The following is a 13131-nucleotide window of genomic DNA, read 5'->3' as shown; positions in this document are numbered from 1 at the left end:
TCAGACGACTCCACACAGTTGGCGCAGGCGCGCGGTGTCCAGGTGCTGCTCGACCAGGTCGGCCAGGCGCTCGATATCGCGTTCGCGCAGGGCCTCGTAGTCGATGGGCTGCACATCGGCCAAACCTGCCCAGCGCAGCAGCGCGGCGCACGACTGGCTGCCCTCGAACAGGCCATGCAGGTAGGTGGCGAGGATCTGTCCGTCGGCGCTTATGGCGCCGTCGGCACGGCCATCGGCCAGTTGCACCGCCGGACGCTCCAGCGCCGGCCCCTGAGTGACACCGGCATGGATCTCGTAACCCGACACCGGGCTCTGTTCGAGGTACAGCGTGCCTGTGACATTGCGCAGTTGCTTCTCGGCCTCCAGCACGGTGCTGTAGGCCAGCAGGCCGAGGCCCGCGCTGGAGCCGGCGGGCCCTTCCAGGCCCAGTGGGTCATGCACCTGCTCGCCGAGCATCTGCAGGCCGCCGCAAATGCCGATGAGCTTGCCGCCGTAGCGCAGGTGCCGGGCGATGGCGGTGTCCCAGCCACGCTCGCGCAGTTGCGCCAGGTCGCCGCGCACGCTCTTGGAGCCTGGCAGGATGATCAGGTCGGCGGGCGGGATCGGCTGGCCCGGGCCGATGAACTGCAGGTCCACCTGCGGATGCAGGCGCAGCGGGTCGAAGTCGGTGTGGTTGCTGATCCGCGGCAGCACCGGGACGATCACCTTGAGCACGCGCTCGCCCTTCGTCCCCTGGCGGGTATCGATACCGTCCTCGGCCTCCAGGTGCAGGTCGGTGACATAGGGCAGCACCCCCAGCACTGGCTTGCCGGTGCGCTGCTCCAGCCAGTCCAGGCCCGGTTGCAGCAAGGCGATGTCGCCACGGAAACGGTTGATGACAAAGCCCTTGACCCGCGCCTGTTCGCTTGCCGACAGCAGCTCCAGGGTGCCGACCAGGTGGGCGAACACGCCGCCCCGGTTGATATCGGCCACCAGGATCACCGGGCAGTCGACCGCCTCGGCGAAGCCCATGTTGGCGATGTCGCCGGCCCGCAGGTTGATCTCCGCCGGGGAGCCGGCACCTTCGACCATCACTACCGGATAGGCTGCGCTCAGGCGCTCGTGGGACGCCAGCACCGCCTGCATGGCGATGGCCTTGTAGTCGTGGTAGGCGACGGCGTTCATGCTGGTCACCGCGCGGCCATGGACGATCACCTGGGCACCAGTATCGCTGTTGGGCTTGAGCAGCACCGGGTTCATGTCGGTGTGCGGCGCCAGCCGGCAGGCCTGGGCCTGCACCGCCTGGGCGCGGCCGATCTCGCCGCCGTCGGCGGTCACGGCGCTGTTGAGGGCCATGTTCTGCGGCTTGAACGGCACCACGGCAACGCCCTGGCGCAGCAGCCAGCGGCACAGGGCGGTGACCAGCGTGCTCTTGCCGGCATCGGAGGTGGTGCCTTGCACCATGAGGGTGGTCATGCCGATTCCTTCTGGTAGTCCGCCAGGGCCTGGGCCAGACGTTGTTCGTCCGACGCCGTGGCAGGCAGGCCGAAACGCAGCGCGGGCGGCTGCTCGAACAAGCGCACCAGGATGCCACGGCGGGCGAGAAATTCATGCAGGTGCGCGGCACGCTCATCACGCACGTACTGGAACAGGTCGCAGCCACCGCTGGGTGGCAGGCCTGCACCATCAAGCAAGGTGGCCATACGCTGGCTGGCCTGGGCGCAACGGGCAATTTGTGCCTGGTGCGCCGCGTCGTCGGCAAAACACGCCTGCCCCAGCTCACGGGTCGGGCCGCTGACGGTCCAGGGCCCGAGTGCCTCGGCCAGGCGTCGCAGCACATCCACCTGGGCGACGACAAACCCCAGCCGCACGCCGGCCAGGCCGAAGAACTTGCCGAACGAGCGCAACACGATCAAGCCCGGTTGCCCGGCCTGATCGACCACACTGTGTTCGGGCGTGTTGTCCATGAAGGCTTCGTCCACCAGCAGCCAGCTACCGCGCTCGGCCAGGCGCGTATGCCAGGCCAGCAGGCGTTCGCGGGTCACCCGGCGGCCAGTGGGGTTGTTGGGGTTGACCAGCACCAGCACGTCGAGGCTGTCGAGCACGTCCTCGACCTCGGTCTCGTCCAGTTCGACCAGCGTGTGCCCTGCCCGTGCCCAGGCATGCGGATGCTCGGCATAGCACGGCGACAGGACCCCGACCCGCCCGACCGGGCGCAAGTACGGCAAGGCCTGGATCGCCGCCTGGGAACCGGCCACCGCCAGCAACGGCTGCGCGCCGTAGTACTGCCGCGCCGCCGCCTCCAGGCCATCCTCGGTCTCCGGCAGGCGGGCCCAGGCCTCCAGCGGAATCGGCGGTATCGGGTAAGGCCATGGCGCGATACCGCTGGACAGGTCGAGCCACTGCTCCCGAGGGATGGCGTACTGTTTCACCGCCCGCAGCAGGCGGCCACCGTGTTCAAGCATTCATATAGGCTCCCACGCAGATCAACAGCACCCACAGCCACACGCCGCGCTGCACCAGGCTCCAGCCGCGCTCGATGGCATCGGCGTCGGCCATTGGCCCTTCACCCAGGCGCGGCCGTTCGTGCAACTCGCCGTGATACACCGCCGGGCCGCCCAGCTCCACGCCCAGCGCACCGGCCCCCGTCGCCATCACCGGGCCGGCGTTCGGGCTGTCCCACAGCGGCGCCTGGCTGCGCCAGCAGGCCAGGGCCAGGCGGGTCTTGCCCAGCAGCGCATAGGTCAGCGCCACCAGCCTGGCGGGAATATAGTTCAGGCCATCGTCGATGCGCGCCGCGCACCAGCCAAAGCGCTCGAAGCGCTCGTTACGATAGCCCCACATCGCGTCCAGGGTATTGCTCAGGCGATACAGCACCACCCCCGGCGCGCCGGCCACGACGAACCAGAACAGCGCGGCGAACACCGCGTCGCTGCCGTTCTCCAACACCGACTCGGTAGCCGCCCGGGCCACGGCGGGCTCGTCCAGCTCGCGGGTCTCGCGGCTGACCAGGTAACCGACGCGCCGCCGCGCCTCGGCCAGGTCGCCCTGGCGCAGCGCCTGGGCCACCGGCAGCACATGCTCGCCCAGGCTGCGCAGGCCCAAGGCGCAGTACAGCGCCAGCACATCCACCAGCCAGCCGATATACGGCAGCCACGACAGGATCAGCGCCAGCAGAGTCAGCGGCACCACGGCCAGGAACCACGCGGTAACGCCATGGCTGCGCCAGCCGCGCCCGCCGGCGTTGAAACGTTGTTCCAGGCGCGAGGCGAAGTTGCCGAAACCCACCAGCGGATGACGTCGACGCGGCTCGCCCAGCAGCGCATCCAGGGCCACGCCCGCCACGGTCAGCAAGGCCACGCTCATGGACGCTCTCCCCAATGGTTTTCGTACAGCATCTCGCTCAACGGTCGTTGCTCGGCCCAGTCTTCCAGTACCAACATCGGTGCCGGATAGAACTCGGTCACCGGCCCCAGGCACAGCACCGCCATGGGCTTGGCGCCGGCGGGCATGCCCAGCAGCTCGGCCAGGGCCTCGGGGTCGAACAGCGACACCCAGCCCATGCCCAGCCCTTCGGCACGCGCCGCCAGCCACAGGTTCTGGATGGCGCAGGCCAGCGAGGCCAGGTCCATCTCGGGCAAGGTGCGGCGACCGAAGACGTGCGCCTCGCGCTTGTCCATCAACGCCGCCACCAGCACTTCGGCGCAGTCGTTGATGCCTTCGACCTTGAGCTTCATGAATTCATCGGAGCGCTCGCCCAGGGCCTCGGCGGTGCGTACCCGCTCCTGCTCCACCAGCGCCTGGATCCGCTCGCGCAATGCACGCTGGCTGATACGGATGAAGCGCCACGGCTGCATCAGGCCCACGCTGGGTGCCTGATGGGCGGCGGCGAGCAGGCGCCCGAGCAACTCGGGGGCCACCTCGCCCCCGGCGAAATGGCGCATGTCGCGGCGTTCGCCAATGGCCCGGTAGATGGCCTGGCGTTCGGCTTCACTGTAGGCGTGTCGGCTCATGGTCGCAGCAGCGCCGCCGCCGCATCGGGGTTGGAGGGGAAATAGAAGTGCACGTAGGAGGCGGTCAGGCGCCCCAGGCGATAGACCGCCTCGTTGCCCCGCCCACCGTTGGGGCTCAGGCCACGGGCGATCGGCGCCAGCTCGGTGCTGGTCAGCGAATGGTGGTAGGTGTGGCCACGCAGGGTGCCTTCAGGCAGTTCGACCGCCTGCAGGGCCAGGGCCGCCAGGCGCTTCTGCATGGTTGCCTCGCCCGGCAGCAGGCCCAGCAGCGCGGCGCGCTCGCCCGCCACGTCGGTCAGTGCGTCGAGCAGGTAGAGCATGCCACCGCACTCGGCCAGCAGCGGCTTGCCGGCGGCATGATGGGCGCGGATCGCCTCCAGCATCGGCGCGTTGGCGGCCAGGGCCTGGTGATGCAGCTCAGGGTAGCCGCCGGGCAGGTAGAGGCTGTCCACCACGGGAAGCTCGCGATCATGCACCGGCGAGAAGAACTCCAGCTGCGCACCGAGGCCGCGCAGCAGGTCGAGGTTGGCACCGTAGGTGAACGCAAAGGCTTCGTCGCGGGCCACGCCGATGCGCACCCCGGTCAGCGACGAGGTCACGCTCACCGGCTCAGGCCCGGCAAAACTGACCGGTGGCGGCAACGCGGCATCGCAGCTGGCACCGAGCGCTTCGGCGGCAGCGTCCAGTCGAGCATCCAGATCGTTCAACTCGCTGGCCTGGACCAGGCCGAGGTGGCGGCTGGGCAGCTCGATGCCGCGCTCGCGGGACAACCCGCCGTACCAGCGCAGGCCTTCGGTCAGGCTGCCTTCGAGCAGTTGCGCATGGCGCAGGCTGCCGACCCGGTTGGCCAGCACCCCGGCGAACGGCAGGTCGGGCTGGTAGCGCGCCAGGCCCAGGGCCAGGGCGCCGAAGGTCTGGGCCATGGCCGTGCCGTCGATCACCGCCAGCACCGGCACGCCGAAGTGGCGTGCCAGGTCGGCGCTTGACGGGGTACCGTCGAACAGGCCCATCACGCCTTCGATCAGGATCAGGTCGGCCTCGCCCGCCGCTTCCCACAACAGGCGACGACTTTCCTCGGCGCCAATCATCCACAGGTCGAGCTGGTAGACCGGCGCGCCGCTGGCGCGCTCCAGGATCATCGGATCGAGAAAGTCAGGCCCGCACTTGAACACCCGCACCTTACGCCCGAGGTTGCGGTGCAGGCGAGCCAGGGCGGCGGTGACCGTGGTCTTGCCTTGGCCCGAGGCCGGGGCCGCGATCAGCACGGCGGGACACTGGCGCGACTCACTCACAGTTCGACGCCCTTCTGCGCGCGGATACCGGCCTGGAAGGCGTGCTTGAGCATGCCCATCTCGGTGACGGTGTCGGCCAGTTCGATCATTTCCGGCTTGGCGGCGCGACCGGTGACGATCACATGCTGCATCGGTGGACGGGCCTGGATATCCGAAAGCACCTGATCGAGGTCCAGGTAGCCATGTTTGAGGGCGATATTCAGCTCATCGAGCACGACGAACTGGATCGACGAGTCCTGCAGCAACTGCCGCGACACCGCCCAGGCTGCCTCGGCGGCGGCAATGTCACGCTGGCGGTCCTGGGTTTCCCAGGTAAAGCCCTCGCCCATCACGTGGTAGCGCACCTGCTCGGGGAAACGACGGAAGAACAGCTCCTCGCCGGTACTGTTGCGGCCCTTGATGAACTGCACCACGCCGCATTGCATGCCGTGGCCCAGGGCGCGGGCGAGCATGCCGAAGGCCGAGCTGCTCTTGCCCTTGCCATTGCCGGTCAGCACCAGCAGCAGGCCGCATTCGTTGGGGGAATTGGCGATGCGCTCGTCGATGATCGCCTTCTTGCGCTGCATGCGCGCCAGGTGACGTTCGTCGCGTTCGATGGATTCGCTCATCAGGGGTCTCCGCAGGCTGTCGCGGCGGCGGCGACAGATAAAAGGCAGGCAGACGAGGAGCGCGCAGGGGGCATGGCAACGGCCACATCGCACCGCGCATCACCCTCCGTGATGCCGTTTGGCAGTGACAGGCCGGTCTCCGGGCTCATGAGCGGGCGCAGGCCCTGGCCACGCGCCTTCCCGGACTTGGAAATCCAGTGGCCTTGCGTAACCGTCGACTCATCTACCGTTGCGGGGGCAGCGCCGGGCTCGCGCCTGCTGGCGCCCACCGGCTTCCCAGTTTCACCCTGCCGAACCGCGGCTCGCAGGGCACCTGAAACACGCCGCGAAGGTTAGAGGGTTGAATCGGGAGCGTCAATCGAACGAGGGCCGATCTGGCCTGGATCAATGGCCGATCCGCCAGCTTGTGCCACACTCAAAGCAGTGATATCACATAGCCACCATTTTATCGGCTGACCTCGATCACAATGACAAGGAGAGCGCAGCATGCAAGGCCTGATCATCAACAACCCGCGCCTGGAGTTCCTGCGCCCGGCCCTGGAACGCTGGGTCGACTGCATCGACCGCTTCAACCAGCTGCAGGGCGACAACGAGGCACCCTACTGGCACGGCACCGCCGCCAACGTCGGCCTGCTCGCCGCGGCCGCCTGGCAGGGTGAGCTGGTGGCGTTGGAACGGCACATGAGCAAGAAGCAGCGCGACGAGGGCGAGCGCGATGGGCGCTGCGACCTGTCGATCAGCAGCGCCGAGGAGTCGCTGTACCTGCACGCCGGCCAGCGCTGGCCACGCATCGCCCGCCTCGACCTGACAGCAGCCCTGCAGGAAACCGCCGCCCTGGCCAAGCCGATCGCCTATGGCAGCCAGCTCAAGGCCGGGGCGCTGTTCGTCACCCCGTGGAAGGCCGGCCAGCATGCCAGCCCCGAGGAATTGCAGGACCTGGTGGACGACCTGCAAAAGCACACGGCCTGCGCGATAGCCTGGTACTTCCCGTATGCCTACCGCAAGCTGCATAACGAACTGGGACAGTACTATCCCGGGGTGGCATTGCTGCTCAAGCAGGCTTGATCGGCGCCGCCTCAGTTGGCAGCGGCAGCCGGCGGGTCGACGGGAAAGAAACGCTCTGCCAGCCCAGGCGTCCTGAATCGCACCTTGTAGGCCTGTTCGTCGAACAACAGGCCTGTGCGCAGATCGTAGACCGGCCCGACAGCAGGCTTGGGCACCTGCTGGAGCGTGACATGGACGAAGCGATAGTGCTCACCGTAGACCTGCTCCAGGTTGTCGATCCGGAAGTAGTGGCCCGGCAGGAACAGGGTCTCCCCTTCGTCCCAGTAAAGCGAGAATGCGCTGATCGGCGTGCCCTCCTGGTAACGCCCCAGGGGCAGCTCGAACACCACCGACGTGTCGTCGAACACCCCCGGCAGGTGACCGGGTGCATTGACCGAAGGTTGCGAGGCGAACTCGGCGACCTTGTAGGGATTCTCGGTAAACGAGGTCAGGTCGGTATTGACCAGCACATCGCCAACCCGTATCCGGCCATTGCGATAGTGTTCGCCACTGGTGCCACGCGAAGCATGCCCGCCACGATACAGGCTCACCTCACTGCTCTCGGGCAGTTGCTCCAGGGTATCGGCCAGCTTGGCGATGTAGTCATCCTCGTCGCCATAGCGGTACGTGCCTGAGCGGAACACATCGTTCACCCTCGACTCGTCGCTGGTGTAGTACTCGATCAACGAATTGAAGTACTCGCGATCGTAACGGTAGGAATACTGGACAACGCCCTCCATCCGCACGCAATCCAGGCCATGCTCGTCCAGCTCGGGAACCTGGTCGCGCGCCAGGCGTGGAATAGGCTGGGGCTCCAGCAATGCCTTCTGGCGGTGCAAGGCATTGGCGGAAAACGCCTTGGCCCGCGCGTCATCCACCACCACGTGGCGGTTCCAGAAGCGCGAGGTGGCGCTGGGCATGCCTTCGACGACGGGAGGCGCGCCACCGGCCAGCCGCGGCGGCACCAGCAGCTCCCATTCGTTACTGTCGCTCAGACGTACCGGATACAGGGGGCCGAAGGCAAAGGGATTGTGCGCGGGCACCACCTGCCAGACCCGCAGTTCATGGTTGTAGCGCACCCGGTAGGACAGGCCGTTGAGCACGATCCAGCAGCTGCCGTGCGCATCGACCCTGATACCCCGCAAGCGCCCGCTGCCTTGCAGCTCCCCCCTCGGCAACACGTTGCTCTCTCGTCCTTCCACCGGCAGCGTGGCGGTCTGCGCCACCTGCCAGCGCTCCAGGTGCACATCCATCTCGCCGGCCGGCGTTTCATAGGCCAGTGAGGCAAAGCTCGACTGAAACCCCAGATCGACCATGTTCAAGGCGGCGAACAGGCTGTCGAGCATGGCATCGCGCAGGGCGCTCTTGCGGCTCTGCTCATCCGCGGCATGCAACGCCGCATCGATGTCCAGGCCCACCTTGCCCAGGCTTGCCCCCAGAAGCATCAGGGTCATTGGCCAACCTAGCGGGGCAAAGCCGCCGAACACCTTGATGAATACCGACAGGTAACCGCTCCACATCGCCTTGCGCAGGTCGGCATTGCCAAGCATCGCCGCGGCGTTGTCATTCATCTCGCCGGTGGCCTGGCTGGCCAGGTAGATGAAGATATCGTCGCTGATCGGCCTTTTCAGGTAACCGAGCAACACCCGTGCCGCTTGCTCGCTCGCACTGTTGGCGATGCTTAGCAGGTGGGTCCTCACCGAGTGGGCGCGCGCGGGATCGCGGGCATCGGTGTGCGCCGCCTTGACGTAGCTGGCCAGGGTGTCGGCATCCTGCAACTGTTCACGCAGCCAGCCCGCCATGGCCTGCTCGGAGTCGAAGCTCTTGAAAGCGTCGCTCGCCCAAGGGCGGTACAGCAGCGTCCGCCCCGTGTCGGTCGCAAAGCTGTAGAGGCAACCACGATCGCCGCGATCGAGCACGTAGCGACAGGCCGAAAACGGGTGCGTGGTGCTGGCCTGTTTCAGCTTGTCCAGGGTCGGCAGCACGCCGCCCTGCAGGCCGTCGGCGACCATCGACCGCAGCAGCGCCCAGTCGCTTCGACTGATACGTCCGGCCCGCACCGCGCCCGCCCCCTGCCCCAGCAGGTTGACCTTGGCCAGTACGCGAAAATGCTGCGAGTAGGTGTTCCAGAAGCGGCTGATCGCGCCGCGGTAGGCAACGGCGAAGTCCAACGCCCAGAGATCCTCCTGGACCTTGCTGGCAAGCATTGGCACTTCATTGCGTTCGTCGAAACAATCGGCTTGCCGACCCTGGCGGTAGAAACCACCGTACAGGTCGAGTTCGTCGGTCGCTTCCTGGAAATGCGCATCGAAGCGCTTGATCACCAGCTCGGCCAGGTGCATCGACTTCAGCGGCGGGCCGCTGTGCTGCCAGCCGGTGAAACTGCGGTGACTGGAACTGGCGGTGGCGAACTGGTGCCACCAGATGAACCGTGGATCGATCGGCTTGCCCGTGTGCTTGAGCACGATGCGTTGCGCATGCTGGGAGGCCAGCACATAGGGGTCGGGGTATTCGCGAATGATCTCGTCGACCAGGCGTACCAGCGGCCGCCCCGCATCCAACGCCTCGAGACTGCGCTCCACGCGCTCCTTGATACTGCTCATGCTCCACTCCCGGGATGTCGTTGTCGGACGGACATCCTGGCTCAGCGGGAAATGGCAGACGCGGTAGAAGATTGTCGCAGCACCCGCGAAGGCGGTGGATCCTATGACGCGATTGCGGGTAAATCCGCTCCCACAGGCTTAATGAAGCGCCATCAAGGATTCTGCGCCAGGTGGCCCGGCGGCAGTACGCGCTTGGCCTGGAGGTAGGCCTTGGCCCAGTAGCTGTTGGACAGGTAGTCCAGGCGCACGGTCCCGCCCGTCGACGGCGCGTGCACGAAGCGCCCTTCACCGACGTAGATGCCGGCGTGGCTGACCTGCGAACCGCCGCTGGTGGCGAAGAACACCAGATCGCCCGACTGCAGCGCATTGATATCCACGTTCGGCGCGCGCATGACGATCATCTCGCGGGTCGAGCGCGGCAGGCTGATACCCGCCGCGTCACGGTAGACGTAGCCGATCAGGCCGCTGCAATCGAACCCGGCATCCGGCGTGTTGCCCCCCCAGCGATACGGGGTGCCCACCAGGCCGATGGCGCGGAACAGCACATCGTCCGCCGCCGGCGATGAAGGCGCCTGATTGAACACCATCGGCTGTTTGGGCATGGGCGCCGGCGCAGGTGCACGGCTGGAACAGGCCGCGAGCAGGGCCAGCAGGGAGAGGAATGCGAAGCGCGCCAACATCGCCATGATGCGAACGTCCTGTCAGGAACCCTGCGGCCACGGCCGAAGGTCGAAAAGAGTTGAGAATTTAGATTAGACGCTTTCTGTAAATGCGCACGGCGGCGAGCTTTTCAGCTACGCCGCCGTGCGAGGTTACAGCATTTTGATATCAAATCAATTGCGCGAGATCGTGGTCGGCGCCATGGCGAGCGCGCGTTTGGCCTCGATGAAGGTCTTGCTCCAGTAGCGATCGCCCAGGCTGTCGATGCGCACGCCACCGCTGCGGCGGCTGCTGGAGTGGATGAACTGGTTGTCACCCAGGTAGATGCCGGCGTGGCTGACGCGGCCACGGCCGTTGGTGCTGAAGAACAGCAGGTCGCCGGGCTTGAGCTTGTTGCGAGCGACCTTGGGCGCGTCGACGTTGATCATCTCGCGGGTCGAGCGTGGCAGGTTCATGCCCGCCTCTTCGCGGAACAGGTAGCCGATGAAGCCGCTGCAATCGAAGCCGGACTTCTCGGAGGTGCCGCCGAAGCGGTAGCGGGTACCGATCAGGGCCATGCCGCGCTCGAGAATGCTGTCGGCCAGCACAGGCAGCTGGTACGGCTTGCTGTTGCTGGAGAAGGCCTCGAGGTCGTCTTCGCTGGCCAGTTCTTCCTCGGTGAATACGGAAGAGGCGGAAGCCTTGGCCTTGACCGATTGCTCGGCGGCCACGCGGTGATCCTGCGAGGGTGCGACCGGGCCGGTGGAGGCGCAGCCGTAAAGTAGGGTGACAAGTGCAAGTGGCACGAGGGGTGCGAAGCGCTTCAGCATGGGCACGACCGTGTCTGTAGTCCTTTAGAAGGGGGAAACTATGCCTTCTATCGGACTCATTTGCAAATTTTATCGAAAAAGATGTGACTTTTCCGTTTTGGCGCTCTGGCACCGCGTTCCCAAGGTCACCAGCCTAGGGTTTCCTTGAGGAACGGGATGGTCAGTTTGCGCTGGGCCTGCAGGGAAGCCTGGTCGAGGCGCTCGAGCAGGTCGAACAGCGCGCTCATGCTGCGCGTGCCGCGGGTGAGGATGAAGTGACCGACCTCGTCGGTCAGGTGCAGCCCGCGGCGCGAGGCACGCAGTTGCAGGGCACGCAGTTTGTCCTCGTCGGACATCCCGCGCATCTGGAAGATCAGTGCCAAGGTCAGCCGCGATTTCAAGTCTGCCAGCTTGATCGGCAGCTCCCGTGGCGAACTGGACGCTGCCAGCAGCAAGCGCCGGCCGCTGTCGCGCAGGCGGTTGAACAGGTGGAACATGGCCTCTTCCCAGTCCGCCTTGCCGGCAATCACATGCAGGTCGTCGATGCACACCAGTTCGTACTGTTCCAGGCGGTCAAGCAGTTCGACGCCGCGATCGAGCAGTTGCGCCAGGGGCAGGTAGACGGCGGGCTCACCCAACTGCTGGAAACGGTGGGTGGCGGCCTGCAACAGATGGGTACGGCCCACGCCCTGTTTGCCCCACAGGTAGATGAGGCTCTCGGTCCAGCCGGCGTCGGCTTCGCACAGCCGCTCGACATAGCCCAGTGCCGCGGCATTGGCGCCGGGGTAGTAGTTGATGAAGGTGGCGTCGTCGCGCAGACGCACACCCAGGGGCAACTGGATCGGTTTCATGCTCGCGGGCGGTCGCGGGGACCACAGGGGGCCTTTGATTAACAGTGTGCAAAGTCTATACCCGCAGCGCGGACGGCACAATCGGCGAGGGGAATAGCGCAAGTAAAATCAATTAGTTGCACTACTTTTAAAGCATCGCGGGGCAAGCCCGCTCCCACGCTGGTACCCCTCACAGGTCGGCGTGGGAGCGGGCTTGCCCCGCGATGGGTCATAGCTCCGGGTCGATCTCCCCGGCATACATGTCCGATTCCTTGTACAGGTCATGCACATGCCGCAGCAGCACCATGATCACCGCCGCCACCGGCAACGCCAGCAACACCCCGGTGAAACCAAACAGCTCACCGCCGGCCAGGATCGCGAAGATCACCGCCACCGGGTGCAGGCCGATGCGGTCGCCTACCAGCAGCGGCGTCAGCACCATGCCTTCGAGGGCCTGCCCGACCATGAACACCGCAACGATGCCCAGCATCGGGTAAAGCTCGCCGCCGAACTGGAACAACCCGGCGACCAGCGCCGCGCCGATGCCGATGATGAAGCCCATGTACGGCACGATCGCCGCCAGCCCCGCGAGCATGCCGATCAGCAGGCCCAGTTCCAGGCCCACCAGCATCAGGCCGCTGGAATAGATGACGCCCAGCGCCAGCATCACCAGCAACTGCCCACGCACGAACGCCCCCAGCACCTCGTGGCACTCGCCGGCCAACCCCACTACCTGCGGCTCGCGCTGGCGCGGCAGCAGGCTGCGCAGCTTGGCCATCATCAGGTCCCAGTCGCGCAGCAGGTAGAAGCCCACCACCGGGATCAGCACCAGGTTGGCCAGCCAGCCGATCAGCGCCAGGCTCGAGGCGGTGGCCTGGGACAGCAGCACGCCGACGATGTCGGTGGTCTGGCCCATGTGCTCGCCGATGGCGGCCTTGATCTTGTCGAACTTCCAGAAGCCATCGGCCAGGCCCAGGCGGCTCTGCACCCAGGGCAGCGCCACGTGCTGCAACCAGTCGAGCATCTGCGGCGCCAGCTCGTACAGGCGTAGCAGCTGCTTGGCCAGCATCGGTACCAGCACCAGCAGCAGGGCCAGGAAGATCAGGGTGAACAGGCTGAACACCACCACCACGCCCCAGGTGCGCGACAGGCCGAGCCGCTCCAGGCGGTCGACCAACGGGTCGGCCAGGTAGGCCAGCAGGATGCCCACCAGGAACGGCGAGAGGATGTTGTGCAAAAAGTACAGCAGCCCGGCGACCACAAAAGCCGCGCCCAGCCAGATCCAGCGACGCATATCAATCATTCAAGTATTCC

At 66.4% G+C, this 13131-nt stretch carries 12 protein-coding genes and 1 riboswitch; of the genes, 1 reads left to right on the top strand and 11 read right to left on the bottom strand.

The annotated features are described in order from the left end of the window. The 6 genes from AC0MAZ_RS10350 to cobO are packed head-to-tail and all read right to left on the bottom strand — an operon-like array spanning nt 1 to nt 5892. Nucleotides 1–1455 carry a cobyric acid synthase gene (locus AC0MAZ_RS10350; RefSeq protein ID WP_234560835.1) on the bottom strand — a complete coding sequence of 485 codons (1455 nt, stop codon included), beginning with the start codon at nt 1453–1455 and terminating at the stop codon, nt 1–3. Next, nucleotides 1452–2444, bottom strand: coding sequence for a threonine-phosphate decarboxylase CobD (gene cobD / locus AC0MAZ_RS10345; protein WP_475861013.1), 993 nt, complete (start codon nt 2442–2444; stop codon nt 1452–1454). Before cobD ends, AC0MAZ_RS10350 begins: the two co-directional genes overlap by 4 nt. Then, nucleotides 2437–3345 (bottom strand): adenosylcobinamide-phosphate synthase CbiB, encoded by a 909-nt coding sequence (gene cbiB, locus AC0MAZ_RS10340; protein ID WP_475861011.1) that lies wholly within the window; start codon nt 3343–3345, stop codon nt 2437–2439. The genes cobD and cbiB overlap by 8 nt, the downstream gene beginning before the upstream one ends. Continuing rightward, on the bottom strand, nt 3342–3992 hold the full coding sequence (bluB, locus tag AC0MAZ_RS10335) for a 5,6-dimethylbenzimidazole synthase (protein ID WP_028690901.1): 651 nt from the start codon (nt 3990–3992) through the stop codon (nt 3342–3344). Before bluB ends, cbiB begins: the two co-directional genes overlap by 4 nt. After that, a complete protein-coding gene (locus AC0MAZ_RS10330; RefSeq protein WP_203647682.1) occupies nt 3989–5284 on the bottom strand; it encodes a cobyrinate a,c-diamide synthase in 1296 nt (431 codons plus the stop codon). Before AC0MAZ_RS10330 ends, bluB begins: the two co-directional genes overlap by 4 nt. Further along, complete coding sequence (gene cobO, locus AC0MAZ_RS10325) at nt 5281–5892, bottom strand: cob(I)yrinic acid a,c-diamide adenosyltransferase (RefSeq protein WP_236247923.1); 612 nt, start codon at nt 5890–5892, stop codon at nt 5281–5283. The genes AC0MAZ_RS10330 and cobO overlap by 4 nt, the downstream gene beginning before the upstream one ends. A gap of 113 nt (nt 5893–6005) precedes the next feature. Continuing rightward, a riboswitch (cobalamin riboswitch) is annotated at nt 6006–6224 on the bottom strand. Nucleotides 6225–6378: 154 nt separating this feature from the next. Between cobO and AC0MAZ_RS10320 the strand changes: the two genes are divergently transcribed. Continuing rightward, entirely contained in the window at nt 6379–6957 is a 579-nt protein-coding gene (locus AC0MAZ_RS10320) for a hypothetical protein (protein WP_203647683.1), read from the top strand. 11 nt (nt 6958–6968) lie between these two features. Here AC0MAZ_RS10320 and AC0MAZ_RS10315 read toward each other — a convergent pair whose 3' ends face one another. From AC0MAZ_RS10315 to AC0MAZ_RS10295, 5 genes are all read right to left on the bottom strand, one after another. Next, entirely contained in the window at nt 6969–9539 is a 2571-nt protein-coding gene (locus AC0MAZ_RS10315) for a dermonecrotic toxin domain-containing protein (protein WP_475861007.1), read from the bottom strand. Nucleotides 9540–9691: 152 nt separating this feature from the next. Next, nucleotides 9692–10225, bottom strand: a complete 534-nt coding sequence (locus AC0MAZ_RS10310) for a C40 family peptidase (protein ID WP_232856710.1) — start codon at nt 10223–10225, stop codon at nt 9692–9694. A 147-nt stretch (nt 10226–10372) separates the two neighbouring features. Further along, on the bottom strand, nt 10373–11008 hold the full coding sequence (locus AC0MAZ_RS10305) for a C40 family peptidase (protein ID WP_110736398.1): 636 nt from the start codon (nt 11006–11008) through the stop codon (nt 10373–10375). Nucleotides 11009–11133: 125 nt separating this feature from the next. Beyond that, entirely contained in the window at nt 11134–11838 is a 705-nt protein-coding gene (gene hda / locus AC0MAZ_RS10300; RefSeq protein ID WP_203647685.1) for a DnaA regulatory inactivator Hda, read from the bottom strand. Nucleotides 11839–12046: 208 nt separating this feature from the next. Further along, complete coding sequence (locus AC0MAZ_RS10295) at nt 12047–13120, bottom strand: AI-2E family transporter (protein ID WP_254464775.1); 1074 nt, start codon at nt 13118–13120, stop codon at nt 12047–12049. Nucleotides 13121–13131 lie beyond the last annotated feature (11 nt).

The sequence above is a fragment of the Pseudomonas sp. A genome (genome assembly GCF_056270345.1).
This window is presented reverse-complemented; position numbering and strand designations above follow the sequence as displayed.

Bases quoted from the DNA above. Each gene is read 5' to 3' on its own strand.
- AC0MAZ_RS10350 (WP_234560835.1), bottom strand. From the start codon at position 1,455: ATGACCACCCTCATGGTGCAAGGCACCACCTCCGATGCCGGCAAGAGC.
- cobD (WP_475861013.1), bottom strand. From the start codon at position 2,444: ATGCTTGAACACGGTGGCCGCCTGCTGCGGGCGGTGAAACAGTACGCC.
- cbiB (WP_475861011.1), bottom strand. From the start codon at position 3,345: ATGAGCGTGGCCTTGCTGACCGTGGCGGGCGTGGCCCTGGATGCGCTG.
- bluB (WP_028690901.1), bottom strand. From the start codon at position 3,992: ATGAGCCGACACGCCTACAGTGAAGCCGAACGCCAGGCCATCTACCGG.
- cobO (WP_236247923.1), bottom strand. From the start codon at position 5,892: ATGAGCGAATCCATCGAACGCGACGAACGTCACCTGGCGCGCATGCAG.
- AC0MAZ_RS10320 (WP_203647683.1), top strand. From the start codon at position 6,379: ATGCAAGGCCTGATCATCAACAACCCGCGCCTGGAGTTCCTGCGCCCG.
- AC0MAZ_RS10315 (WP_475861007.1), bottom strand. From the start codon at position 9,539: ATGAGCAGTATCAAGGAGCGCGTGGAGCGCAGTCTCGAGGCGTTGGAT.
- AC0MAZ_RS10310 (WP_232856710.1), bottom strand. From the start codon at position 10,225: ATGGCGATGTTGGCGCGCTTCGCATTCCTCTCCCTGCTGGCCCTGCTC.
- AC0MAZ_RS10305 (WP_110736398.1), bottom strand. From the start codon at position 11,008: ATGCTGAAGCGCTTCGCACCCCTCGTGCCACTTGCACTTGTCACCCTA.
- hda (WP_203647685.1), bottom strand. From the start codon at position 11,838: ATGAAACCGATCCAGTTGCCCCTGGGTGTGCGTCTGCGCGACGACGCC.
- AC0MAZ_RS10295 (WP_254464775.1), bottom strand. From the start codon at position 13,120: ATGATTGATATGCGTCGCTGGATCTGGCTGGGCGCGGCTTTTGTGGTC.